The organism is Paeniglutamicibacter sp. Y32M11, assembly GCF_019285735.1.
In the GTDB taxonomy this organism is placed as follows: Bacteria; Actinomycetota; Actinomycetes; order Actinomycetales; family Micrococcaceae; genus Paeniglutamicibacter.
The window spans coordinates 1,872,061-1,897,908 of record NZ_CP079107.1 but is presented as its reverse complement, the minus strand read 5'-3'; the positions used below and the strand labels follow the sequence as shown (position 1 = coordinate 1,897,908).

General features: G+C 60.5%; 20 protein-coding genes and 1 pseudogene. 5 read left to right on the top strand and 16 right to left on the bottom strand.

What is annotated here, in order from left to right:
• Positions 1-246 precede the first annotated feature (246 nt).
• Entirely contained in the window at positions 247-1,698 is a 1,452-nt protein-coding gene (locus KUF55_RS08350) for an HNH endonuclease signature motif containing protein (RefSeq protein WP_218818560.1), read from the bottom strand.
• 510 nt (positions 1,699-2,208) lie between these two features.
• On the opposite strand from KUF55_RS08350, the gene dtd reads away from it, so the two are divergent.
• The gene (gene dtd, locus KUF55_RS08345) at positions 2,209-2,649 is read left to right on the top strand and encodes a D-aminoacyl-tRNA deacylase (RefSeq protein WP_218818559.1); all 441 of its coding nucleotides are present in this window, start codon (positions 2,209-2,211) and stop codon (positions 2,647-2,649) included.
• A 33-nt stretch (positions 2,650-2,682) separates the two neighbouring features.
• Here the strand turns inward: dtd and KUF55_RS08340 are convergent, their stop codons facing one another.
• The 4 genes from KUF55_RS08340 to hisS form a co-directional block, all read right to left on the bottom strand.
• Positions 2,683-3,801, bottom strand: coding sequence for a hypothetical protein (locus KUF55_RS08340; RefSeq protein ID WP_218818558.1), 1,119 nt, complete (start codon positions 3,799-3,801; stop codon positions 2,683-2,685).
• Positions 3,802-3,877: 76 nt separating this feature from the next.
• Positions 3,878-4,204, bottom strand: coding sequence for a PadR family transcriptional regulator (locus tag KUF55_RS08335; RefSeq protein WP_132363664.1), 327 nt, complete (start codon positions 4,202-4,204; stop codon positions 3,878-3,880).
• A gap of 462 nt (positions 4,205-4,666) precedes the next feature.
• Positions 4,667-6,469: an aspartate--tRNA ligase gene (gene aspS, locus KUF55_RS08330; protein WP_218818557.1), complete on the bottom strand. Its 1,803-nt coding sequence runs from the start codon at positions 6,467-6,469 to the stop codon at positions 4,667-4,669.
• A 220-nt stretch (positions 6,470-6,689) separates the two neighbouring features.
• The gene (gene hisS, locus KUF55_RS08325; protein ID WP_218818556.1) at positions 6,690-8,027 is read right to left on the bottom strand and encodes a histidine--tRNA ligase; all 1,338 of its coding nucleotides are present in this window, start codon (positions 8,025-8,027) and stop codon (positions 6,690-6,692) included.
• A gap of 268 nt (positions 8,028-8,295) precedes the next feature.
• Between hisS and KUF55_RS08320 the strand changes: the two genes are divergently transcribed.
• Positions 8,296-9,846, top strand: coding sequence for a DUF349 domain-containing protein (locus tag KUF55_RS08320; protein ID WP_218818555.1), 1,551 nt, complete (start codon positions 8,296-8,298; stop codon positions 9,844-9,846).
• Positions 9,847-10,010: 164 nt separating this feature from the next.
• Entirely contained in the window at positions 10,011-10,670 is a 660-nt protein-coding gene (locus tag KUF55_RS08315; protein ID WP_218818554.1) for a hypothetical protein, read from the top strand.
• A 72-nt stretch (positions 10,671-10,742) separates the two neighbouring features.
• Here the strand turns inward: KUF55_RS08315 and KUF55_RS08310 are convergent, their stop codons facing one another.
• From KUF55_RS08310 to KUF55_RS08260, 11 genes and pseudogenes are all read right to left on the bottom strand, one after another.
• Complete coding sequence (locus tag KUF55_RS08310) at positions 10,743-11,090, bottom strand: hypothetical protein (protein WP_218818553.1); 348 nt, start codon at positions 11,088-11,090, stop codon at positions 10,743-10,745.
• 559 nt (positions 11,091-11,649) lie between these two features.
• Positions 11,650-13,941 carry a bifunctional (p)ppGpp synthetase/guanosine-3',5'-bis(diphosphate) 3'-pyrophosphohydrolase gene (locus KUF55_RS08305; RefSeq protein WP_218818552.1) on the bottom strand — a complete coding sequence of 764 codons (2,292 nt, stop codon included), beginning with the start codon at positions 13,939-13,941 and terminating at the stop codon, positions 11,650-11,652.
• Positions 13,942-14,180: 239 nt separating this feature from the next.
• Positions 14,181-15,164 carry a protein translocase subunit SecF gene (gene secF / locus KUF55_RS08300; protein WP_218818551.1) on the bottom strand — a complete coding sequence of 328 codons (984 nt, stop codon included), beginning with the start codon at positions 15,162-15,164 and terminating at the stop codon, positions 14,181-14,183.
• Positions 15,157-16,889: pseudogene (gene secD / locus KUF55_RS08295) on the bottom strand (protein translocase subunit SecD). Before secD ends, secF begins: the two are co-directional and overlap by 8 nt.
• A gap of 218 nt (positions 16,890-17,107) precedes the next feature.
• Entirely contained in the window at positions 17,108-17,566 is a 459-nt protein-coding gene (yajC, locus tag KUF55_RS08290; protein WP_255557388.1) for a preprotein translocase subunit YajC, read from the bottom strand.
• Between the two features lie 173 nt (positions 17,567-17,739).
• The gene (gene ruvB / locus KUF55_RS08285; RefSeq protein ID WP_132363646.1) at positions 17,740-18,798 is read right to left on the bottom strand and encodes a Holliday junction branch migration DNA helicase RuvB; all 1,059 of its coding nucleotides are present in this window, start codon (positions 18,796-18,798) and stop codon (positions 17,740-17,742) included.
• A 9-nt stretch (positions 18,799-18,807) separates the two neighbouring features.
• Entirely contained in the window at positions 18,808-19,425 is a 618-nt protein-coding gene (gene ruvA, locus KUF55_RS08280) for a Holliday junction branch migration protein RuvA (RefSeq protein WP_132363644.1), read from the bottom strand.
• 124 nt (positions 19,426-19,549) lie between these two features.
• Positions 19,550-20,158 carry a crossover junction endodeoxyribonuclease RuvC gene (gene ruvC, locus KUF55_RS08275; protein ID WP_132363642.1) on the bottom strand — a complete coding sequence of 203 codons (609 nt, stop codon included), beginning with the start codon at positions 20,156-20,158 and terminating at the stop codon, positions 19,550-19,552.
• A gap of 7 nt (positions 20,159-20,165) precedes the next feature.
• Positions 20,166-20,921 carry a YebC/PmpR family DNA-binding transcriptional regulator gene (locus KUF55_RS08270; RefSeq protein ID WP_132363640.1) on the bottom strand — a complete coding sequence of 252 codons (756 nt, stop codon included), beginning with the start codon at positions 20,919-20,921 and terminating at the stop codon, positions 20,166-20,168.
• A 2-nt stretch (positions 20,922-20,923) separates the two neighbouring features.
• Positions 20,924-21,598, bottom strand: a complete 675-nt coding sequence (gene pdxT, locus KUF55_RS08265) for a pyridoxal 5'-phosphate synthase glutaminase subunit PdxT (protein ID WP_218818550.1) — start codon at positions 21,596-21,598, stop codon at positions 20,924-20,926.
• A 130-nt stretch (positions 21,599-21,728) separates the two neighbouring features.
• On the bottom strand, positions 21,729-22,718 hold the full coding sequence (locus KUF55_RS08260) for a CapA family protein (protein ID WP_255557387.1): 990 nt from the start codon (positions 22,716-22,718) through the stop codon (positions 21,729-21,731).
• A 324-nt stretch (positions 22,719-23,042) separates the two neighbouring features.
• Between KUF55_RS08260 and KUF55_RS08255 the strand changes: the two genes are divergently transcribed.
• Complete coding sequence (locus KUF55_RS08255) at positions 23,043-25,064, top strand: M3 family metallopeptidase (protein ID WP_132363634.1); 2,022 nt, start codon at positions 23,043-23,045, stop codon at positions 25,062-25,064.
• Entirely contained in the window at positions 25,061-25,816 is a 756-nt protein-coding gene (locus tag KUF55_RS08250; RefSeq protein ID WP_218818549.1) for a GNAT family N-acetyltransferase, read from the top strand. Before KUF55_RS08255 ends, KUF55_RS08250 begins: the two co-directional genes overlap by 4 nt.
• Positions 25,817-25,848 lie beyond the last annotated feature (32 nt).

Genomic DNA, 25,848 nt, shown 5'->3' with positions numbered 1-25,848 from the left:
CTCCAGTGGTTGCGGGGCCCAAAGGTGTCATCTGTGACGGAATTTTCTGCGTTCACAGGGTTGGCGAATCGCAGATTCCTCATCGACGCTCGTGTCGACCTGATATTAACAAGGGCCCCGGGTGCTGCCATGTCCCAACGTTTTGAAGGACTTGGGGGTTGTCCCTCTCAGTTGCAGGAAATGAGAGCGCCCGGGAGATCAAAAGCAGCGAGACTCCGCCCGCGCAATGACAGATGAACGCCGGAGTCAGTCAAACATCGGCTGGGTGTAGCCCGCGGTGCGCAATTCTGGGTGCCAATACAAATTGCGTTGCGGATCTCCGCGCGCCTGGCCAGCAATGGCTGTGACGTAGGGAATTCCTCCGATGGATTGCAGCGTGATGAGTCCTGCGTGCACTTGAAGGTGGTGGTAAAGGCACAGGGTCGAACTATTTGCGACGCTGGTTTCGCCACCGGAGAGCCATGACTTTACGTGATGGGCTTCTGACGTTGCGGCCGTACGGGTGCAGCCAGGATAGATGCATCCTCTGTCCCTGATCGCCATGGATTTTCGTTGTGCCTTAGAGAATCCTCGAGATTCACGCCCCAGATTGAGAATTTCTCCTTCCGTTCCCAAAACGGCGGGGAGTATGTCGGCGTTGCAGGCAAGCCTTCTGATGTTTTCTGCCGAGATCGGTCGCCCACCGGCTGTCAGTCCCGCATCTTCGGCTTGTCCCAGCAGGCTGCGATAACCGATCAGCACACTGATTTTCACCTTGGTTCCACCCGTCTGGCTCATGTCACTGCCGTTTATTGTGCCCGAACACGCCGCGATGATTGCATCGAGCCACAATTGAGGGGTGCTGCGCGGATCTTTATCCGTTAATGACTCAAAGCCTGAGCCGTCTGGCGGAAGCCCACAATCCAGCTGGCTCAACGGCACCGACTTGGCATCTGCGGCCATCGCCCATTGGGGAATTGGCGCACCAGCGGGCGAAAATGTCGGGGTCCCAGAAACCGACCCGGTATCCGGTTGGCAACGTTCATCCCAACGGGAAACTGTCCCGTTCTGGGCAGGAACCGGGCTTGGCAATGTTGACGCGGAGAATGGTGCGGATTTCTGCGAACGAGGGTTGGTCCATGCCTCGCAGAAAGATCTGATGACCTCACTGTCGAGCGGATCGCAACGCAGTAAGTACTCGTCATTGCCGTCGCGTAACCCGCGGAAGAACATGCCCCTCTTGGAGCGTATTTCCTCATCACTCAGGGGCGTGCCATGTTCAGCAAGATAGCTTCCCCAGTCGCGCAAAGCCTTACCGCACGACTTGGGCTCCCCGGTTCTGGCTTCGTGAACCAGCGTTTCTTCGATAGCAGTATTGAGAGTGGCTGCGTCGGCACGTGGTTCGATGCGAGGCTGCATCGAATCCAATTGGCCAGCAATGGTGATGAGGTTGCCAACATCCGCACTGCCATCGGCAGCAGCCTGCGCAAGGATCGGATATCTGGATGCAGCTGGAAGTACTTCGATTGCCATGTCGTGGCGCTCTGGAGCCACCAATAGCTTCGCTCCGGTGAGACGCCGCCGGGCTTCGGGCGCGGAGATATGCAGATGCGCTTGTATGAAGGCCTGAGTGTTGCGCTGTGGCGCCATCCCTTCGCGCAGAACTTCGCTGGGAATTTGCTTCTCACCGTTGGCCAAGCATTGCGGGTCGGCGACCATGAGGTCGATTTCTTGTGCCAGCAACGGATCTAGACGGTGGATTTGCGTGGCGTCTGCTCGCGCAGTGATGACCAACTGGGTGTAGGCGATCTTGCGTTGGAGCCGTTCCAACAGGCCCAGCAACGTCGCGCACCCCGCAGCATCCAAGGGGGCCAACGGTAGTAGCTCGGAGGCCGCAGCGAAGCCCATAACCGCTGCAGCCATTTTTTGGCCGAGCTCCGCGATCGGTTCAAGCCCCAAACGGGGCGAGGATACTGGTGTGCCCATGTCCATAAGTCTGCTGCGTCCGCGCTTCAGTTATCGGAGCAGAAGTCCAATGTGCGGGGAAGTGAAGACTTCCCGAGTTGTTCCCCAGCGGGCACCTTCGCTGGGGCTGGTAGGTGGTTGGGGCAGTACTATCGCTCGGAGCGAGATGCGAACAATGCCATTTAATCGATAGAGTCGTCATGCTCGAAGGAGTCTAGGCAGCCGTTAGGCTCCGGCCTCGGCACACGATGTGAAGGTGGAATAATGCGCGCAGTGCTGCAGGTGGCGTCCCGGGCCTCGGTTGAGGTCGAGGGAGTTGTCGTCGGAAAGATTGACGGGCCCGGACTCGTAGTCCTGCTGGGCGTCACCCACACCGACACTCCCGCGTTGGCCGCGAAGCTGGCAGCGAAGGTCTGGCGGTTACGCATGCTTACCGGAGAGAAATCCTGTGAGGACCTAGACGCTCCGCTTCTGGTCATCAGCCAGTTCACGCTTTATGGCGATGTTCGCAAGGGGCGGCGTCCCGGCTGGAGTGGCGCGGCTCCCGGAGCGGTCAGCGAACCGTTGTATGAGCAATTCATGGCCGAACTTCGTGCCCTTGGCGCGCGCGTTGAATCCGGTCAATTTGGCGCGATGATGGACGTTTCGCTGGTAAATTCGGGACCCTACACGCTGATTGTTGATACCGACGACCTGCCGAGCTAGGACCCAGAAAACTTCACCCGAGGGTTAAGTTCCTCAGTCTCTTGACTCGTCGCCCGAAAGGGTATGGGCATCGGCTTTGCGTAGGTCGCCGGCTTCCTTAATGTCTTCGCGCATGCGCCTGGGTAACCATGAGGCGATGATTCCCACTGCGAGCAAAGTCCAGATAACTGCCCTAGTGATCAGCCACGCGCCGACTGGTTCGTTGATGAACTCTGAGACGATCGAAATTCCAAAGCAGAGGATCACCAGACTGAATCCGGCCCGACGGAGCACAACTCCGCGCAGCAGTGGTGTACGAACACCCGGAGCAAGCTGGGCGGCAAAAAGTTCCACGTTACCGAATTCCTGCGCAGCAGTATGGTGTGTCCCGGCAAGTCTCCGATGTTCGCGCGGTTCTCGCAGTGCCGCGACCGCCTGAGCCTTGGAAAAGAGGTAGCGTCCACGCAGCAGGTCCTGTGCATGGGTGAACCACCGTTCGTCGTCCCACTGGGCATCATCTTCCAATGCCCGGTCCTTGGAATGTGGGCTCAAAAGGCCAAGAATCAGCAGTCCGGCACCGACTGGCGCCATGACCCAGTTCGGTGGTCCCGGGACGTTCCAGGCGTCCTGACTGGCAACGATCGCGATGAGACCACCGGTTGCGAGCACCGTGCTTGCCCATATGACTATGGCGGTGCGGAGTCGGCCGCGAGTGCGCAGAACCCATCCCCACAGGCCGATGCCGACCAGGACGAAGACGGCGGGGAAGAGGATCATGACCGAAACAGTGAAACTGGCCATCGTCCATCCCTCGTCGAATCCCAGCCAGATGCCGAGGACAAATATTAGGAACCCGAGTCCCATCAGCATTCCTGCGATCGTGCTTGAGACGCCGGGGAAGGGCAAGCCGGACTCCAAGACAGTAACGGGAGCACGAAGGGTCTTGCCTTGAGTTCTCCCGAAGAGTACTGGCTCGCCGAAGAGCTCGGTAGGTGTCTGGCCGCTGCCGGCCACCGACTTACGGACCTCTGCCAGTGCAGGACCAATGGCATCAGCCGATGCGTCGGCAAAAACCATGGATGCCGCTGCGAGTTCAGCCCACTCACGTTCCTGGGGCGTCCACAGGTCAAGTTCATCGCTCCACGCGGTTTTTTTGTGCGTTTCGTGGCTCATGATGCTCCTCCGTGTGTTGCGTGGTGTCTGGATGGTCCTTGCCGCGGCTGCTGGTCAGGACAAGAAATCTGTTGCGTCATGGTCGTGTCACTGCCTCACGGAAGAACGACCAGAGTTCGCGTTGCGCAGCGAGGTGTCCTCTGCCGGTACCGGTGAGTGTATAGACCTTGCGCCCCGGTGCTCCATCGCCGTCTTCCCAGGTGCTCTCCATATAGCCCGCAGCTTCTAACTTCACCAACGCCGGGTACAGCGTGGAACCCTTGATGGGTGAGAATCCCCTAGCCTCAAGCATTTGAGCCAGCGCATAACCGTGGTTGGGAGTTTGCTCCAGCGCATCAAGCAAACTCATCGGCAGCAGTGCTCGTTGCCAACTGCTGGGGAATTCTTTGCCGCCGCTTAGCATGAGAACTCCCCCGAAATTCTGTGGTTTTTCCCGGACGTTGTGGGGCCAGGAGCACTGGGTGCACTCGAGAATGAGGCGGTCATGTCGTGGCCTTTCCCTAATTGGTGCGGTACGTTCGGTACGCACGCCGCCGAAATACGGACTAAGTCAAAAATTTATCTAGATATAAAATAGTACCAGCTTTATCCCCATCGTGGGTGACTTTTCCCCACCCACGTGCCAAGGACTTGAGCAAATCCGACACGGGTCACACGGCTCGCCGGCAGCGCCAGCCTCTCGACCGTAGTTTCCACATCGAGGTAGCACAGCAAACGGGCAGCAGATCAAGAATCCTGAACCGGCAAACAGATACGCGAAGCCAGCGAGCGTGCCACTCCCCCGATCTCAGTGAGAACGCGAAAGAGGGCACCCACCGTATGCGGTGGGTGCCCTCTTAAGATCCCGCGGTTGGCGGGAGTGAGACTACTTTGCTTCGACCTTGGCCGATTCGTTGGTCTCGGCCTTCTTGGCCTCCGGCTTCGTATCAACGCCGGCTTCCTTGCGCTGCTGGGCCGTAATCGGCGCCGGAGCACTGGTCAGCGGATCGAAGCCGCCACCGGTCTTCGGGAAAGCGATAACGTCGCGGATCGAGTCCGAACCGGTGAGCAATTGCAACACACGGTCCCAACCCAGGGCGATTCCTCCGTGCGGAGGGGCACCAAACTTGAAGCCCTCGAGCAGGAAGCCGAACTTCTCCTGCGCGGCTTCCTCGTCGATACCCATCATCTTGAAGACGCGCTGCTGCACATCGGCCTGATGGATACGGATCGAGCCGCCACCAATTTCGTTGCCGTTGCACACGATGTCGTAGGCGTAGGCCAAGGCGTTTTCCGGATCCGTGTCGAACGTATCCATGAATTCGGGCTTCGGTGAGGTAAATGCGTGGTGCACGGCGGTCCAGGCACCGGTTCCCACTGCCACGTCTCCGGAGGCGACCGCTGCCGCTGCGGGCTCGAACATGGGAGCGTCAACAACCCACACGAAGGCCCAGTCGCCCTCCTTGATCAGGCCGGTGCGGTGACCGATTTCCACGCGGGCGGCACCCAACAGGGCGCGTGCCTCGTTCTTCTCGCCGGCGGCGAAGAAGATGCAGTCACCGGGCTTGGCTCCGGTGGCCTCGGCCAATCCGGCGCGCTCAACGTCGGTCAGGTTCTTAGCGACCGGGCCGGCGAGCTCGCCATCCTCCTTGTAGAGGACATAGGCCAGACCCTTGTGCCCACGCTGCTTGGCAAATTCCTGCCAGCCGTCCAGGGTGCGGCGGGGCTGTGAGGCGCCGCCGGGCATGACCACGGCACCGACGTGCGAGGCCTTGAAGACGCCGAATTCGGTGTCCTTGAAGAATTCGGTCATGTCACTCAGCTCAAGGCCGAAGCGCAGATCCGGCTTATCCGAACCGTACTTGGCCATGGCCTCGTGGTAAGTGATGCGGGCGATCGGGGTCGGGATCTCGACGTCGATCAGCTTCCAGATGGCCTGCACCAGCGACTCGCCAAGGGCGATGATGTCATCCTGCTCGACAAACGATGCCTCGATGTCCAGCTGGGTGAATTCCGGCTGGCGATCGGCGCGGAAGTCCTCATCGCGGTAGCAGCGAGCGATCTGGTAGTACTTCTCAAAGCCACCAACCTGCAGTAGCTGCTTGAACAGCTGCGGGGACTGCGGCAGTGCGTACCAGGAGCCCGGAGCCAGACGTGCCGGGACCAAGAAGTCGCGGGCACCCTCGGGGGTGGAACGGGTCAGCGTTGGGGTTTCGATTTCCACAAAACCGTCATCGTGCAACAGGTTGCGGGCGATGCGGTTGGCCTCGGAGCGCAGGCGAATGTTGCGGCTCGGGGTGGGACGGCGAAGGTCCAGGTAGCGGTGGCGCAGGCGCGCCTCCTCACCAACCTCTACGTGCTCATCAATCTGGAAGGGCAGCGGAGCGGAGGTGTTCAGCACCACCACGGAATCGGCGATGACCTCGATCTGACCGGTGGCCAGTGCGGGGTTCTCGTTGCCCTCGGGACGACGTTCGACCTTGCCGGTGATCTGCAGAACGAATTCGTTGCGCAGCGGGTGGAAATCTTCCTCATCGCGCACCACTACCTGGGCGAAGCCCGAGGCATCACGCAAATCTAGGAAGGCGACCCCGCCGTGGTCGCGGCGGCGGGCCACCCAACCGGTAAGGGTGACTGTTTCTCCGATGTTCTCGGCGCTCAAGGTGCCGAGCTGATGAGTGCGTAGCACTGCATTCCTTTCTACAAAGGTGCAAATTTCCGCGTTGGGTTCCCGGGTTCGGGCTGCCGCCACTATTTTCAGCGCAGCGCCCGCGGGGTGCGGAATTGGGAAGAATCTATGTGCGAGTTTACCGTTAGCGGCAGACCCAAGTTGCCCCAATGCCCATCGTTGTGGGCTGACTCACCACGAGTCGGCCTCAAACGGTGGGCATTGGGACGCTGTGTTGGGATTAGTCGCGGTTCGCCGTGATCGTATTGAGCAGGTCCTCGGCGGCGGGGATCCAGGTGGTTGGGTTAGCCGAGATCTGTTCGCCGGTGCGGATGTCCTTGACCTCATGGGTGCCCTCGGGAGAGGTGAACCAGACGAAGGGGATGCCGCGCTTATCGGCGTACTTGATCTGCTTGCCGAATTTGTCTGCCTTGGCAGCCACTTCGCAGGCGATTCCGCGGCCGCGAAGTTCCGCTGCAACATCCTGCGCCTCGTTCCAGGAATCGTCGTTGGCCAGCGTCACCAGCACCGCGGAGGGTACAGTGCGTGCTGCGGTGGCGGTTTCCTCGGCCAGCATGCGAGAGACCAGGCGGGTCACGCCGATGGACAGCCCCACACCCGGGTAGTTTTTCTTACCGGTGGAGGCCAGTGACTCATAGCGACCACCCGAGCAAATGGAGCCCAGTGATTCGTGGCCAACCAGCACCGTCTCGTAAACGGTGCCGGTGTAATAATCCAGACCGCGGGCGATCGACAGATCGGCAACTACCTTGCCCGGGGCCCGACGCACCGCTGCCTCGATGACCTGCGAGAGCTCGTCAAGTCCTTCTTCGAGGAGCGGGTGGCTCACGCCCAGTGCCCGCACCTGGTCCACGAAGGAGATATCGTCGGTGCAAATCTGCGCCAGCGACAACGCCGCGGCAGCCTGTTCGTCGGTGGCACCCAATTCGGTTTTAAGCGCCTCGGCAACCTTGGCGGCACCGATCTTTTCGAGCTTGTCGATGGAACGCAATACCCCGGCGGTGTCGCTCAGACCCAGTCCAAGGTAGAAGCCTTCGGCCAATTTGCGGTTATTCACCCGCAGCCGGAAGTCCCCGATGGGCAGGGCCGAGAGAGCCTCGGCGATCACCAGGGCCAGCTCCACGTCGTAACGGAAGGGCAGCTCGCCGTCGCCGACCACGTCGATGTCGGCCTGAGTGAATTCGCGGAAACGACCGTCCTGCGGGCGTTCACCACGCCAGACCTTTTGCATCTGGTAACGACGGAACGGGAAGGCCAAGTGCCCGGCGTTCTCCACCACGTAGCGGGCGAAGGGGACGGTGAGGTCAAAGTGCAGGGCCAGGGCGTTCGGGTCGTTTTTTGCCGACTCCTCGGCGGCCAGACGGGAAAGCCCGTAGACCTCCTTGTCGATCTCGCCCTTACGCAGGAGCTGTCCAACGGTTTCCACGGCACGGGTCTCAATGTTGCCAAAACCATGCAGCTCGAAGATCCGACGCAGCGTGTCCAATACATGCTGTTCCACCGCGCGCTCCTGTGGAAGCCATTCGGGGAAGCCGGATAGTGAGGCCTTGCGTGCCATGAAGTCTGTACTCCTATAGAAGAGGGAAAGCTGATGCCGTGATGTTGGCCCGATGCGACGAGCAGTACTGAATGCTGGTGCTTTATGGGCCCACGGCGCTCACAAGTCTACTGGGGGTGTGACTGCGCCGAGCGCGAAACCACGCTATTCGCGCATCGATTTACCGCGGCAGAGTACCAAATGGCACAAGCGGACGGGTAAAGTGGCGGAGACAGTTGTGCCCCGGTGCATATTACCGGGGCCGAACCTAAGCGAAAGAGTTTCAGCGGTGACCACCAGTCAGCAATCCGACGACAATCTCCAGCCAGCAGCAATGGCCGAGGAGCAGCAACCCGAAAGCACCCCGGCTCAGTCCGAGGCAGCTACGGAGGTAACTCCGGTTACAGAGCCCGCCGCCCAAGAAGCACCGGCGACGGAAGAAACCCCGGCAGCCGAACAGGCGCCGACCCCCACAGCAGCACCGAGCCCCGCAGCCATGGTCCCTTCCCCCCGGGCGCCGCGTCCGGCCGGAAAGCACGCAGCCAAGGCCCCTGCCCCGGTAGCAGCTCCCCCAACCTTCTCCACCCCGTTGGAAGACGCCGCCAAGATCAGCCGCGTTTCCGAAGACGGCCATGTTTTTGTCATCATTGATGGCACCGAACACCCGGTGGGTCAGTACCCCGATGCCACGGCCGAAGAGGCACTGGCATACTTCGTGCGTAAGCACGACGAGGTCGTCTCCGCACTGATGCTCCTGGAGCAGCGTGTTGCGGCTAAGGCCCCGAGCTCGGACATGAACAAGACCCTTGATCACTTGGCCGCCACGGTTGCCGAGCGGACCATGGTTGGCGATATCCCGGCCCTGGAAGCTCGCATCGAAACCGCCCGCGGTGCCGTTGCAACTCTGGTTGCTGCCGAGCGCAAGGCCACCGACGAGCTGCGAGCCACCGAGCTGGCCGCCCGCGAGGCCATCGTTGCCGAGGCCGAGGCCCTGGCCGCTCTGGATCCCTCCACTGTTCAGTGGAAGCAGGGTTCAAACCGTATGAACGATCTCTTTGATGCGTGGAAGACCGCACAGAAGTCGGGCGTGCGTCTGGGACGTTCCACCGAGGATTCCTTGTGGAAGCGATTCCGCGGGGCTCGCACGACCTTTGATCGTCACCGTCGTGCGTACTTCTCGCAGCTTGATGCCACCAACTCCGAGGCCAAGGGCGCCAAGGAAGCATTGATTGCCCGTGCCGAAGAGCTCTCCAGCTCCACGGACTGGGGAGTCACCGCCGGGGAGTACCGCCGTCTGATGGATGAGTGGAAGTCCTCCAAGCGCGCTTCGCGCAAGGATGATGACGCTCTCTGGGCTCGCTTCCGCGCCGCCCAGGACGTCTTCTTCGAGGCCCGCCTGAACGCGAACGCCGCCATTGACGAGGAGTTCGGTGCGAACCTCATCGTCAAGGAGGCCCTGCTTGTTGAGGCCAAGGCCCTGCTGCCGATCAAGGATCTGAACTCCACCAAGAAGTTGCTGGATTCGATTCGCGATCGTTGGGAAGCAGCTGGCAAGGTGCCGCGCGCCGACATGCAGCGCGTTGAATCCTCGCTGCGTCAGGTTGAAGAGGCAGTTCGTTCGGCCGAGGACGAGCAGTGGCGCCGGTCCAACCCGGAGACCAAGGCACGCTCAAACTCGATGCTGACCCAGCTCGAAGATGCCATCGCCGGACTGGAAGCCGACCTGGCCAAGGCACAGGCCAAGGGCGTCGAGTCCAAGATCAAGGCGGCTCAGGAAGCACTTGACGCTCGTCGTTTGTGGCTCGAGACGCTGCAGAAGTCTTCCGCAGACCTCGCGTAGTTATTAATTAGTCGCGTCTTCGGGTGGGCACGGTTCTTGTGAACCGTGCCCACCCGAAGTGTTTAACGCCGTTTCACGCTGTGCGCGCCCAGCATCCCCGTGGGTTATCCACAACTTGAGGCACTCCCCTGACGCTGGGCGTCGGGAGCTGTGAGAGTTAGACCATGCACAACATGGCCACAACGCAGCGCACACCCGGTGGCGAACATCTCACCGATCTTCCTCCCGCTACCCCAACGACGGCGGGCGCTCCCCCGGTAATCCTCGTAGGGGGAGCATTGACGCTCAACGAGCTGCAGGCTCTGCGCCTACGCGGCGCCTTGCGTGAAGTGCTGCCGGGTGCCTATGTCTCCACGGTGTACCCCGATGTGCCGCTCACGCGTGCTCAGGTGGCGGCGTGCGTGGCTGGAAAGCAGCTAGTGCCCTCACGTGCACTCTGTAAGGGAACCGCAGCGTGGATCCTCGGCTGTGCGCCGATGCCACGTGAAATAGATATCATGGTGCCGCGCTACCACCGGCCTTGCGCGCCCACCGCGGGAATGGTGCTTCGTCTCTTCGAGGGGCCGCTGGATGACGAGCAGATCTGTCTCTACGGCAACGTGCCCGTCACCTCGCCGCTGCGCACCGCGATGGACGTCGCGTTTAATTCCGAACTCCGTGAGTCGCTGCCGATTCTTGCGGCCATCAACGCGAGCGCACACCTGCGCTGTGACTACGGGCAAATGTTCATGACCATCGCTCAGCAAGCGCGGAGGCCCGGTCGCCGCCGAGCATTGCTAGCCATCACCAAGCTCATGACCGTAGAGCTACCGAAGATTGACTGATACCAAAGCGGTCCGGCCGCCAGGCATGGTATTCCCTGAAACAGCGCGATGCCAACGGTGCTCAGCCGCGCCTCAGTCGGTGGTTGGGGTGAAGACGGGGCTACCAAACCCGAGCATTGCTGACTCTGAACCGCACGTTTCTTCCTGCCAGTTGATTTCCAGCTTTTCAACACCGGCCAGATCAATATCCCAATGGCGGTAAGAGACATCTGAAATGGTGGCGGAGTCGAAGACAACCCCGTCGATGAGTGCCTCGAGGTGTACCGCGGTACCACTTTCCTGCTCCACGTTGGCCAGGGCCACGATCATGGTGAGCTTGTCGTAGTCTCCGGAGAGGCCATAAACGACACTCCCGCTTTTTGGTTGTCCGGTGGTGCAGACACTGGCGCCGAGTGCCCTAGCGTGGACAACGCCCTTCATTGTGGCCCCATCAATGGACAGCAGCGAGCCTTCGGTCGGAAGTGGTGAGCCTATCGCTTCGGGAGACGGGAGCTCCGGTTCATCACTCTGCGCTTCCGCACTCGGTGGTTCCTGCTCTTCACCAACAACACCAACGGTCAGGCTTTCCCCCGTCGGCGTTCGCGCATAAAGCGTTCAACCAACGCGGTGTCACTGGCCAGCTCGGCATGAAGGATTTCAAACGCGAGTTCGTGGCCTTGGTGGTCGGTTCCCCGGAAGGCCTCGCCCATGGCCCCGCGGCCGATGATCTCCTCGACCGTTTATTTTCTGCCCAGCGCGCGACATGAAAACCCTTCGAAGATTCAGGCGGAATGATTCACTCGCACCCAAGGCGCTTGATTAACCGAGAATTACCCGTCGGTCTAGATTCCGCCAGAAGAGTTAGTCCAATCCATCCCATAAATCGTTTCCGCCCATAAGTCACCGTAGTGATCCGAAAAAGCGAAACGCCGGGTCGCGAACTCGCCAGCGGCAAGTCGTGACCCGGCGCCCCATACAGCGCGACGGTGTAATGCACGCTCTAACTGCGTCGATTTCCCCCGGAGGTACGGTACACGTCGTATACCCCATCAATGCGACGTACCGCATTCAATACGTGGCTCAGGTACTTCGGATCGCCCATCTCAAAAGCGAAACGGGAGAACGCAACGCGGTCACGTGAGGTAGAAACGCTGGCGGCCAAGATGTTGACATGGTTTTCCGAGAGCACCCGCGTCACGTCCGAAAGCAGGGACTTGCGGTCCAATGCCTCAACGAGGATCTCCACCAGGAAGACACTGGACTTGGTGGGCGCCCACTGCACCTCAACCAGGCGGTCGGGCTGCTGCTCGAGCTCCCTAAGGTTCACGCAGTCGGTGCGGTGCACCGATACTCCAGATCCCCGGGTAACAAACCCACGGATCGGATCCGGTGGCACCGGTGTGCAGCAACGTGCCAGCTTGGCCAGCACCTCGCCAGCGCCCGGGACGATGACTCCCGCGTCGGAGTCGGCCAAACGGCTGGGCACCGCGTAGATCGGGGTCTCTTCCAAGACCTCTTCAACCTCGGAACCCACGCCACCAACCAGTGCGGTGAGATGTTCAATAACGTTCTGTGCGGAGGTATGCCCATCACCCACGGCGGCGTACAGCGCGGAGATATCGTGATGGCGCAATTCTTGGGCGACAGCGGAGAGCACGTCGTGAGTCATCAGCTTCTGTAGCGGAAGGTTATTCTTCCGCAACGCCTTCGTCAGCTGCTCCTTGCCCTTTTCGATGGCTTCTTCGCGGCGTTCCTTGGTAAACCACTGGCGAATTTTGTTCCTGGCGCGCGGTGACTTAACAAAGCCAATCCAGTCCTGCGACGGGCCGGCTCCTTCGGCCTTTGAGGTGAACACCTCAACCATGTCTCCGTGGTGCAATTCGGAATTCAACGGCACCAATTTGCCATTAACTCGCGCACCGATAGTGCGATGACCAACATCGGTGTGCACCGCGTAGGCGAAGTCCACCGGGGTGGCCCCCACCGGCAGAGACATGATCTGTCCCTTGGGCGTGAAGACGAAGACCTCGGCGGTGTTGATCTCATAGCGCAGCGAATCCAGGAACTCATTGGAGTCACTGGTTTCGTGCTGCCAGTCCATCAGACTGCGCAGCCAGTCCATGTCCTGGTCTTCCACGGTGCGACCGTCCGTGGGAGTACCGTGCTTGTATTTGAAGTGCGCCGCCACACCGTACTCGGCACGCTGGTGCATGTCGTGGGTGCGGATTTGGATCTCCACCGGTTTACCGCCGGGGCCGATCACCGTGGTGTGCAGCGACTGGTACAGGTTGAACTTGGGCAGGGCTATGTAGTCTTTAAAGCGTCCGGGTAGCGGCGTCCAGCGCGCATGCATGAGGCCCAAGACCGCATAGCAGTCCTTAACGCTGTCGACCAGGACGCGCACACCCATCAGGTCATGGATGTCGTCGAAGTCCTTGCCGCGAACAATCATCTTCTGGTAGATCGAGTAGTAGTGCTTGGGTCGTCCGCTGACGGTGGCCTTGAGTCGGGCTTGGACAATGTCTTCGGAGATCGCGGCGCGAACCGTGGTCAAATACTTTTCGCGTTCCGGGGTGCGCTCCCCGACCATCCGCACAATCTCTTCGTACACCTTGGGGTGAAGCGCGGCGAAGGACAGGTCCTCGAGCTCCCACTTCACGGTATTCATGCCCAGCCGGTGCGCCAGCGGCGCGAAGATCTCCAGCGTCTCGCGTGCCTTCTTGGCGCTGGATTCCGGGGAAACATAGCGCCAGGTCCGTGCGTTGTGCAGGCGGTCGGCGAGCTTGATCAGCAGCACCCGGATGTCCTTGGACATCGCGATAACCATCTTGCGCACGGTTTCGGCCTGGGCTGCCTCACCGAATTGCACCTTATCTAGCTTGGTGACGCCGTCAACGAGCTTGGCGATTTCTTCGCCGAACTCCCGGGTGAGGGTCTCTAAGGAGTAGTCGGTGTCCTCGACGGTGTCGTGCAGCAGCGCTGCGGCAAGAATTGCCCCGGTCATACCCATCTCGGCCAGGATGGTTGCCACGGCGACGGGGTGGGTGATGTAGGGATCACCGCTCTTACGCTTTTGACCCTCGTGGAAGTGCTCTGCCACGGCATAGGCGCGGGCGAGCAGATCGATGTCTGCCTTGGGATTCTGTGCCCGTACCGTGCGCAGCAAGGGTTCCAGGGTGGGGGGCTGAGCGGTGGTTCCGCGTCCGGCCAGGCGGACCAGACGGGAGATTGTTCCGCGCTTTGGTGCCGCGGGTGGGCCCCCTGGCATCATGACACCATGGTTCTCAACCATTTGGTGCCTCCTCTCGATCGGGGTCCCTCGTGTGACGCTGACGCCGCATGTCGTTCGTTGCTGTTCAAACGCTTGTTCACCCACGTCCTTCCGGCCCACAAGACCGAAGATGAACGTCCGTCAAACATCCTCTTGCTAGGTTATAGCACTTCGGGACCAAAAAAGGACGGCGAGCTCACGGAGTTCCCTCCGTGAGCTCGCCGTCCAACGCCCGTGAAACGGGCAGTGACGAGTGCGCCTTATGCGCTGGTCATGCGATACTCCGCCAGCTTCTTATTGTGGGCCTGTACCTCTGGCTCACGGTGTCGCAGCCACGAGTACAGCGGCGCCTGCACAAAGAGCGTGGAAAGCGCGGAGACGATGATGCCGATAAACAGCGCCAGGGAAAGATCCTTGAGCGTTCCGGCACCCAAAAGGTACGAACCGATGAACAGAATCGACGCGACCGGCAGCACCGCTACAACCGAGGTGTTGATCGATCGAACCAGTGTCTGGTTGATACCCAGGTTCACCAGCTCTTCGAAGTTCCGCTTCTTTTGGTCAAGGAAACCGGCGGTGTTTTCACGTACCTTATCGAAGACCACCACTGTGTCATAAAGCGAGTAACTCAGGATGGTCAGGAAGCCGATGATCGCCGAGGGGGTGACCTCGAAACCGGAGAGAGCGTAGATCCCGGCTGTAATGATGACCACCTGGAGCAGCCCGATGATGGCCGCCAGCGACATCTTCCAGGTGCGGAAGTATGCAGCCATCAGCAACGAGACCAGCAGGATGAAGACCACCAAACCGATGAGGGCTTGCTTGGATACATCCGCACCCCAGGTCGGGCCGACGAAGGTGGAGGTTACCTCCGATTTGCTGACCCCATAGGCGCCGGCCAATGATTCGGCGATCTGAAGGGTCTGATCATCGGTCAACTTATCGGTCTGCACACGCATGGTGTTCGGAGCGATGTTGGTGACACGCGGGTGATGATCCGGCGCCAGCGAGACGACCGCTTCTTCTCCGGCGGCAATGTCGCTGTGGACAACCTTGGAAATCGTGAATTCGGATCCACCGCGGAACTCAATTCCGAGGTTAAATCCACCCTTGACGATGGGGACCAGGATGGAAAGAACCACCAGGACGGCGGAGATGGCGAACCAGAGATTGCGTTTGCCGGTGAACGGGTAGGACCGCTTGCCCGTGTAGAGCTCATTGCCCCAGCTTGCGAGACTAGCCATTGGTGGAATCCTTCTCTGCGCGTTCGTCCTGCTGGGTGGGGACCGCGGTGGTGGTCGCGGCCTTGCGTCGCTCTGCGATGGTCTGCCGACGCTCGGCTTCGGAGGCTGCCTTGGCGTTCTTCTTGCCGCGCGCCGCCTCGGCTTCGGGGCTGAAGCTGCGCACTCGACCGGCACCGCGGTACAGCGGTACGGCTCCGAGCAGCGAAGGATCAAGTCCCGAGAAGCGGTGACCTTCGCCGAAGAACTTCGTCTTGGAGATCAGCTGCAGGATCGGGTGGGTGAGCAGGAAGACGATGATAATATCGACAACTGCCGTCAGGCCCAGGGTGAAGGCGAAGCCTCGGACGTTGCCCACGGCGGCGATGTACAGCACCACTGCGGCCAGAACGTTGACGGCCTTTGAAGCCAGGATGGTCCGCTTGGCGCGCTTCCAACCAATCTCCACGGCGGAGGCCAGCGGTCGCCCATCACGGAGTTCATCGCGGATACGTTCGAAGTAAACAATGAACGAGTCGGCGATGAGGCCGATGGCCACGATCAGACCCGCAACACCTGCCAGCGAGAGCCGGTAGTTCATTGACCAGCCCAGTAGCACCAGGGCGAGGTAGGTCAGTACGCCCGAGGCGATGAGTGACACGATGGTCACCAAGCCGAGCAGTCGGTACTGGAAGATCGAGTAGATGGCGACCAGGAGCATACCGATGAGGCCTGCGATGAGGCCACTGCGCAACTGGTCCGCGCCGAGCGTAGCGGAGATCTGCTGCTCCGACTGGATGTCGAAACTGATCGGCAGTGCGCCGAACTTCAGCTGATCGGCCAGCGCCTTGGAGCTCTGCTCGGTGAAGTTGCCGGTGATTTGTGCGCGTCCATCGGAAATAACGGCGTTAGCCGTCGGAGCGGAGATAACCGTTCCATCCAGGACGATGGCGAACTGGTGCTGGGCTCCGGTCATCGGAACCAAGCGCTTGGTGACCTCGGCGAACTTCGACTTTCCTTCGTCGTTGAACACCAAGGTGACGGCCCATTCGCCGGTAACGGCGCCCTGGGTTCCGCGTGCCATGCCGAAAGATGCATCGGCGATATCGGCACCGGGGACTTCAACCGGGCCCAAGATGTATTTGGCGCCCATGTCCGGGTCACACGAAATCAGCGGTTTGGCCGGATCGTGGACCTCATCGGAGCCGTTGGCCAGCACCGTGGGGCAGTCAAACTTCTCAAATTCCTGGTACAGCGCGGCGTCGACCCAGTTCAAATCCGAGCCGTTTTCTGGCTTCGCCGACGGCTTGGGCAAATCGGCCTTGGCCAGACGCTGATCCTCGGGGTCGCCGTGAATGAACCGGAATAGATGACCGGGCGGAACTCCATATTGGCCGAAGCCTGAATGAGTTCGCGGGTACGAGAATCGGGAACGCCGGGCATGGAGACCACAATATTGCGGCCCGACTGCGTGGTGATCTCGGTTTCTGATACGCCGGTAGAGTCCACGCGCTGGCGAATGATTTCCACTGCTTGGTCCAGCTGTTCCTGCGTCGCGGCGCTGCCACCCTGGACACGCGGCGACAAAATCATTTGGGTGCCACCCTCGAGGTCGAGGGCAAGCTTGGGGGCAAAAGCAGCCTTCCCACTGAGCACGCCGGTAATCAGGATGGCGGCCGAGATGAGGAAGATAACGCCGAGCCACAGCAGGGATTTACGCGCCTGCTTGATCGGGCCAATAGATGACATCGTGAGGCTTTCTGGTTGTTCCGCCGCCCTGACGGGGACGAATTTTCGGCGGAAAACCCGGAGACGACCTCTCCCACTCGGGGAATCAAGAGTCGCTCCGGGCCGCTTGGTGAAGTCCGGCCAACACTGGATCGCTCACCTGCGGAACTTCATCCGCGGTAATCCAGCTGCCGTTCGCTGCTACGAGAAGGAACTTTTGACGCTCATGGCACCAAAAATTAGGCCTTGGGGCCCTTACCTTCGTCGTTGAGGCGACGCAAGGACTCCTCCGGGGTCTCGGTGAGATCCGTTGCGGTGGCTTCGGTGTTGGTGTTGGTCAGCGACGATGCGTCATCGGGAATCACGACAGGAGCCTCGGCAGCTGCCTCGTCCGAGGCAACTACCTTGGCAACAACCTGCGAGTGAACGGTGACGAAGCTGCCCGGAGAAACTTCCAAGACAATCTTGTTTTCGTCGGTGTCAATGCTGGCAATCGTGCCGTAAAGACCGAACTGGGTCATGACCTCGGCACCAACGGCGAGGTTGGAACGGATCTCCTCCTGAGCCTTGGCAGCCTTCTTCTTGCCGCGCATCATCATGAAGATCAGCAGGGCGAATGCGGCGAGCATGATCAACATGGTCGGGTCGAATGCAGCCTTTTCGCCGGTAGCGGCTTGGGCCAGAACAAAATCGTTCACGTGTGGATACCTGTTTCTAAGTCAGTGTCATCGGCACACACAGTGGACTTTGTGCAGCCGGTAGGCCTATCCATACTATAGGGACTACATGAACAAACCCTGACCATTGATGGCATTCGTTCGGTCAATTAGCTAGATCCCGCTGGCTAACCCACAACGATGTTCGCCGTGAGCTAAGTCTCGTCCTCGGAATCCAGCTCGTCACTAGTCTGGCTGGCAAAAATCGCGTCCGCTGGCATACGTAGCCCCAGATGCTTCCACGCCGCGGCGGTGGCGATGCGCCCGCGCGGGGTTCTTCCGAGCAAGCCCTCGCGCACTAAGAAGGGTTCGGCGACGGTTTCCACCGTTTCGGTTTCCTCACCGACCGCAATGGCTAGGGTGGACAGGCCCACCGGTCCGCCACCAAATTTGGTGCACAGCGCCAGCAACACCGAGCGGTCCAGGCGATCAAGCCCTCGGGCATCCACCTCATACATATCAAGAGCCGCCGAAGCCGCGCGAGCATCAATGCTCTCGAGCCGATTCACCAGCGCCCAGTCACGAACACGACGTAGCAGGCGGTTGGCAATACGCGGGGTTCCACGCGAACGCGAGGCAATTTCGTAGAACGCCGCGGAGTTAACCTTTAGCGAAAGCATCATGGCCGAACGCCGCAGCACCAGTTCAAGTTCCTCGACGCTGTAGAACTCCAGGTGCCCGGTGAAGCCGAATCTGTCACGTAGTGGCCCGGGCAGCAGGCCTGCTCGCGTCGTGGCGCCCACCAAGGTGAAGGGCGGTAGTTCAAGTGGGATGGCCGTGGCGCCGGCGCCCTTGCCCACGATGATATCGACCCGGAAGTCCTCCATGGCCATGTAGAGCATTTCCTCGGCGGGGCGGCTCATCCGGTGGATCTCGTCCAGGAAAAGCACTTCGCCCTCCGTTAGCGAGGAGAGGATGGCAGCTAAGTCACCGGCATGCTGGATAGCCGGGCCCGAGCTGATGCGCAGCGGTGCGTTCATTTCCGCGGCGATGATCATCGACAAGGTCGTTTTGCCCAGACCCGGGGGGCCAGAGAGCAGCACATGGTCGGCGGTGCGCTCTCGAATTTTTGAGGCTTCAAGCACGAGTGAGAGTTGCTGGCGCACTCTGGCCTGCCCGACAAAATCGTCCAGGTTTTTGGGGCGCAGGGCAGCCTCGAGCACACGCTCCTCGGGTTCGGATCCCGCATTGGTCAGTGCGCCGGTTTCGGTCATGTCCTACTCCTAGTTTCCGGGCCGGTTTCCACGCCCCAGGGAGCGCAGCACCGCCCGAAGAATTTCCGGCACGCTGCCGCTTGTTACGATCTGAGGTTCGTTCTTGGCCAGCGCGTCCAGTGCCTTCAGGGCATCGCGCTCGGTCCATCCCAGACCCGTCAACGCCTCCAGAACTTGTGGCTCCCACGCACGGGTCTTGGAACTGCCGGCCGGCACCGGCGCGCCGGTCGGGGTAAGTTTGCCGGAAAGTTCCAACACGATGCGTTCGGCGCCCTTGGGCCCGATGCCGGAGACCTTGGTGAAGGCCTTGGTGTCTTTGGTGCTGGCCGCGATGCGGACCTCTTCGGGGGTGTGCACCGCGAGAATCGCTAGTCCGGTGCGTGGGCCGACGCCCGAGACTGCGGTGAGAATGTCAAAGACTTCACGTTCCTCGCCGCTGGCGAAGCCAAATAGTGTCATCGAATCCTCACGCACCACCATGGAGGTGTGAACCAGGACCTCGCGCCCGACCTGCAAGGTGGCAAGCGTCTGGGGGGTCGCCTGAATCAGCATGCCGAAGCCGCCAACTTCAATAATGGCGCTGTTGAGGTTGACCTGTTGCGGCACTCCGCGCAGCGTACTGATCATGTGGGGCCGACCTCCGGTGGTGCTGGGCTACGTGGATTTGTTCTTCGAAACCGCGAGCCATACGAATATATCTACGAACAGCTTACAGCTTCCCCGGCCCAACTCCCCGAAGGATGTTTCGTAACTACCGCGACTTCACCGTGCGGGCCTTGGCCTCGGCGGCAATCCAGGCCCGTTGGGCAGGGGTGAGACCCGATGTCCCACCGCTGGGACGTGATCCCGACGCCGAGGCTGCCGCACCGGCGGAGCCAAAGGCCGCCCCACGCCAGCCGTGCGTGATGGCCAGGGCCGCGGCATCCGCAGCGTCGGCGGGCGTCGGCGGTTCATCCAGGCGCAGGATTTTGGCAACCATCTTGCCCACGGCATTCTTATTGGCGCCGCCACTACCTGTCACAGCGGCCTTGACCTCTGTGGGGGTATGCAGCGCGACGGGGATATTGCGGCGGGCGGCCGCAACGATCACCACCCCGGAGGCTTGCGCGGTGCCCATCACCGTACTGACGTTGAGCTGACTGAAAACTCGCTCGAGCGCCAACACATCGGGATGGTGCTTGTCGAGCCACGCGTCTATGCCCTCGGCGATGGCCAGCAGGCGCTGGTCCAACGGGGTACCCGGAGGGGTACCCACGACCGAAACATCAATGAGCGTGGCACGACGATTGGGTTCAATATCGACCACGGCCAGACCACAACGGGTCAGGCCGGGGTCGACACCCACCACTCGCAGAACCATTGTGGAACTAGTCCTCTTCGAGTTCTGCCATGACCTCGGCGCTGATGTTGGCGTTCGAGTAGACGTTCTGCACGTCATCAAGCTCTTCGAGCGCGTCGACCAACTTCAGGAACTTGCGGGCACCTTCGGCGTCCAGTTCCACCTGCATCGACGGAACGAATTCGATCTCATCGCTCTCGTAGGCGATGTCGGCTTCCTCGAGTGCCGCAACGATGGCGCGCAGGTCGGTGGGCTCGGAGTGAATCTCGAAAGAATCCCCCGCTTCCTTGACCTCGTCGGCGCCCGCGTCGAGCACTGCCATCAGCACGTCGTCTTCGGTCAGGCCGTTCTTCGGCAGACCGACAACACCCTTGCGGGCGAACATGTAGGCCACGGAGCCGGGATCGGCAATCGATCCGCCATTGCGGGTGATCCCGATCCGAACCTCGGAGGCGGCGCGGTTCTTGTTGTCTGTCAAGCACTCGATCAGCACGGCAGAACCCTGGGGGCCTCGTGCCTCGTAGATAATCTCGGAGTAATCAATGACCTCACCGGTCAAACCAGCTCCACGCTTGACGGCGCGGTCGATGTTGTCGCTGGGCACCGAGGTCTTCTTGGCCTTCGCTACGGCGAGTTCGAGCCCGGGGTTACCGGCCAGGTCTGCGCCGCCGGCACGGGCTGCAACTTCGATGTTCTTGATCAGCTTGGCAAACGACTTCGCGCGCCTGCTGTCAAGGATGGCTTTCTTGTGTTTGGTTGTTGCCCATTTGGAGTGGCCGGACATGCTTACGCGTCTCCTCTTATCATTTGGATGAAAAGTTCATGGATTCGTCGCTCACCGCTCACCTCGGGGTGAAACGATGTCGCCAACAAATTTCCCGAACGTACTGCAACAATTCTAGCCATTCGAACCCCATCCGCGCTCCGAGGCGTGTTTTCGGCGGGAACCGTGGCCAAAACCTCAACTGAATTCCCCACGCTTTCCACCCAGGGAGCCCGGATGAATGCGGCGCGCACTGGCTCCGCAGCGTGAGCTGGATCTTGACTTGGCAAGGTGTCGAGGCCCTTGATCGTCAGATCAACCTCGAAGGAATCAACCTGACGCCCGAAAGCATTGCGTCGAACCACCATATCGATTCCGCCGAAACTTTGCTGAGGCTCGCCCTTGAGATTCTTCGTGGGGTCCGCGATGGTGTTGGCCAGCATGATCATCCCCGCACAGGATCCGTAGACCGGGAACCCTTCGGCGATCTTGGCTTTGAGCACCTCCGCGACGCCGTACATGCGTGCGAGCTTATCGATCACTGTTGATTCCCCGCCCGGAATCACTAGGCCGTCGACCTCGTTGAGCTCCCCTGGCTTCTTCACTGCCACCACTGGAACACCCAAAGATTCGAGCGCTTTTAGGTGTTCACGTACATCCCCCTGCAACGCAAGGACTCCAACTCGTGGCAACATCATCGATCACTTTCTAGTTCGAGGGAACGGGGCGGTTTTGCTCCTGCGCCATCCGATGGATTGCTCAGGACAGCTCAGCGTAAACCCACCCGTGAAGCTGGCGTTATTTTCATGACGCCAGCCGCTACCCTACTCATGGAGCGGAAAGCGACCACATTTTGGCGCCGGAGCCGCGCGCATTCATCGAATTCACCGTGTCGGTGGTTCGCTTCAGGGATGCAGCATCCCCAGCCTTCGTGGTACAGGGCTCGGTTGCCGGAAGCGCGCACCACCGAATCGGGTCAGCGCTCATGATGTGTGGAGCCCACACCAGCTTCCCCGCTTTCCACGAATCCCCGGTACGGACAAATTGCATCTTGACGCTCAAACCTTCCTTATTCAGCACCGTGGCTGTGGCGTGTTTGGCTACGGAGTTACCCAGCCCGTAGACAATCCACGTGCCCGCGCGTTTTTCGATGGGTAGGACCGAGTGCGTGTGGTGTGAATAGATGAAGTCAAATGCTCCACTGTCGGCCAGTGAGCGGTAGAGGTCGAGCTGTTCGGCGGTGGGATTGTTGCTATATTCGGCCCCGGCATGGAGTGCCGCTATCACAATGTCAGCACCGGCGGCTCGTGCGGCTTTTGCCCTTTCGAGCAATGATTCCTCGTTGATGTCATCAACTCGCCACGGCGCATCTTCGGCGACTCCATTAAGTGAAAAGGTGCCGGCGATGACCGAGATACGCGCGCCGTTAACGTCCACCAGCAACGGTGCTTTTGCTTCCGCGGCGCTGCGGTAGGAACCGGTGGAAACCATGTCCTCGGCATCAAGGGCATCAAGCGTTCGCTTAACTCCCGCGGCGCCGGCGTCCATCGAGTGGTTGCTCGCCGTCGTGCAGCCGTCATAACCTACCTTTTTCAGGGCGGGAATGATTTGCGGCGGCACCACAAACATGGGGTAGCCACTAAAGGGGCCATCCGCCGCGGCGACAGGGGTCTCAAGATTGCATAGGGCCAGATCGCTCTCCGCGAGGTACGGGGTGATTCCGGCAAGCAATGGCGAGAAATTCAGTTCACCATGCCCATCAGATTCTGCTTGGGCCCACAGCGCAGGGTGCAGCAAAATGTCTCCCGTGACGGCCACCTCAACACATTGATCCCCGTTACACGCTGGATCCTTTGGGGTGGAAGCAGGTGGTGAGACGACAGCCGAGGCCACAGGTGATGGGCTTGAGGAGTCGCTGAAGGCCGCTGTTGGAGTCTCACCCGGCGCAGATTCTGGCTGTGCGGGTAAAGCCGTGCAGCCGGCCAATAGTGAACTGAGTAACAGAACCGCTGCTACAGAGAACGCGCTTCTTCGCGGCGTGCCAGCCACTGCGGGAAAATTCATACTCACGAGCCTAACCTTCTGGCCTAATTTCGGCGCGGGAAACCTACAGTTCCCCGGGCATATGACAGGGTTAAGGACATGCCTAATCCGTTGCTTGAACCAAGCACTTTGCCGTTTGAATTCCCAGATTATTCGGCCATCGAGACACCTCACTATCTGGAAGCCATTGATCGTGGCATTCAGATCCAGCTCCTCGAGCTTCGGGCCATCGCACACAATGACGATGACGTGACCTTCGAGAATACCTTTGTAGCCATGGAACGCAGCGGTGCGATGCTGCGACGGTCAATCATGGCGTACTGGACGGTCTTCTCCGCCCACGGCACCGACGATCTGCGTGAGATTGACCCGCAGATCCAGTCCATGGTTTCGGATCATCAGGACGCCATCCACCTTGACGACGCACTCTTTGCCCGGTTGGTAGCACTGGACGCCACGACTCTTTCGGGCGAAGACGCCCGCTTGGTATCCGAGACGCTACGCCGATTCCGTGCGGCGGGTGCCGAACTTGACCCGGCTAACAAGGCGGAACTGCGCGCACTGAACAGCCAAATCACCGACCTCTCTTCGGAGTATTCGGCGAAGTTACTCGGTGCCATGAATGAGGCGGCGGTGCACTTCACCGACGCTGCGGAACTGGATGGCCTCAGCGCCAACGAATTAGCCTCAGCTGCCGATGCTGCCAGCAAGGCCGGCCATAACGGCGGCTACCTGCTGACGCTGGTGCTGCCGACCGGCCAGCCGTTATTGCAGCGACTGACCGCTTCTGCCACCCGCCGCCGACTCTTCGAAGCCTCGGTGAACCGTGGCCAGCATGGTGAGAACCGCACCCTGGAATTGGCTGCGCAGATGGCATCGTTGCGTTCCAAGCGTGCGGGGCTGCTCGGATTTGCTACTCACGCCGAAGTCGTCTTGCAGGGCGCAACAGCTCCCGATCTGGCCGCGGTCTCTCAGCGTCTGGTCGAGCTGGTTGTTCCGGCCGTGGCAAATGCTCGTGCCGAAGCTGCCGAGTTGGAAAAGATTTCCGGATCCAGCATCCAGCCCTGGGACTGGGCTTTCTACTCGGCCGCGGTAGCGCGCGAACGCTACACGTTGGATACCGCGGCGCTGCGTGAATATTTCGAACTTGACGCGGTGATCACCCACGGCGTTTTTGCCGCAGCCACTCGACTGTACGGAATTACCTTTAACGAGCGTTTTGATCTGCCGCGTTACCACCCACAGGTGCGCACCTGGGAGGTGTTCAACGAAGACGGAACCACCCTCGGCCTATTCCTCGGCGACTACTTCGCCCGCCCCACCAAGGCCGGTGGTGCTTGGATGAATTCGATCCGTGAGTCATCGTCGCTACTTGGCGAACTTCCCGTAGTCACCAACACCCTGAATATTCCGGCACCAGCGGCAGATTCCCCCGCCTTGGTGAGCCTGGATGAAGTCACTACGCTGTTCCATGAATTTGGCCATGCCCTGCATGGCCTCTTCTCCAATGGCGTGTACCCATCACTATCCGGCACGAGCGTCCCGCGCGATTTTGTCGAGTACCCCTCGCAGGTCAATGAAATGTGGGCGCTGCATCCCGCAGTGTTGCCCGGTTATGCCGTGCACACCGAAACGGGGGCTCCGCTGCCAGAAGGTACGGTTCAAACGCTTGAGGCTTCGGCGTTATGGGGCGAGGGTTTTGCCACCACCGAGTACCTGTCCGCAGCGGTCTTGGATCTGGCCTGGCATTCACTCACCGATGGTGAGTTGATCGGCGACCCACTGGCCTTCGAAGAGCAGGTACTCACCGAAGCCGGGCTGATCCCCGATTTGGTTCCATCGCGATATCGCACCGGCTATTTCAAGCACATCTTTGATGGCGGTTATTCGGCCGGGTACTACTCCTATATCTGGTCCGAAGTACTGGACGCCGATACCGTCCAGTGGTTCACCGAAAACGGTGGAGCTACCAGGGAAAACGGGGAACGGTTCCGCACCGAATTACTCTCACGCGGCAATACGCGTGATCCCCTGGAATCGTATGAGATCTTCCGGGGCCGAGCTGCACTCATCGAACCGTTGCTGGTTCGCCGTGGACTAACAAAGGGCAAGCAAGCGTGACCACCATCAGCTTTGCTCAAGATGCGCTCTCGCATTGGCACCAGGCCCTAGCCATCGCCACCGGCGGTAAAGTCTTCACCACCCATGGCTGTTCATGGGCGTGGCAACCGGCCCGCGCGCGATTGGTCTTGCTCTTTCCGGCTCACGCGCAAGAAGCCGGGCTACGTCCCGGGCTTGCCGAGGGCACACGGCTAGGTGCTCGGCGAGTGGATGCGTGGGTTAATTCCGGTGCACCCTCCGGGCCACTGGAGGCGGCAGGGTTTTCCGATGCCGCCCAGATCTCCTGGCACGCCGGTGAACTGGTCAGTCCCGCAGAACCGTGGGATGGTCGAGTGCGCTTGGGTTCGGATATTCCCGAGGCCGCCGGCGCCGATGCCGCGGAATTAAAGGTGGCCAATCTTTGGCGTGACCCCGCTTCGGCGGGCCTCAGCGCCGGACATCCGGCACTACGCCGCGTTGAACAGGCCACGGCCCGGACTCTTGAGGGCGATCTCGTGGGTCGCGCGTTTGCTCAGCAAGCGCTCGGTGGGCAATTGGCGATCCATGGATTGGCCGTCTCCCCCGGATACCAGCGCAGCGGCGTCGGTTCGGCGTTGCTCTACGGTTTGGCGCGTGGCATGGTCAATCCCCTGGGTCTGGAACAACCCGGCCAGGTTGAGCTGATTGCCGCGGCTTCCCCGCGCTCCGCCAAGTTCTTTGAGGCCAACGGAATGCGACTGTTGGGCCGCGGCAGGCACATGCTGCTGCGCTAAAACACCCGATAGTAGCAGGACCGCGTGTTGAG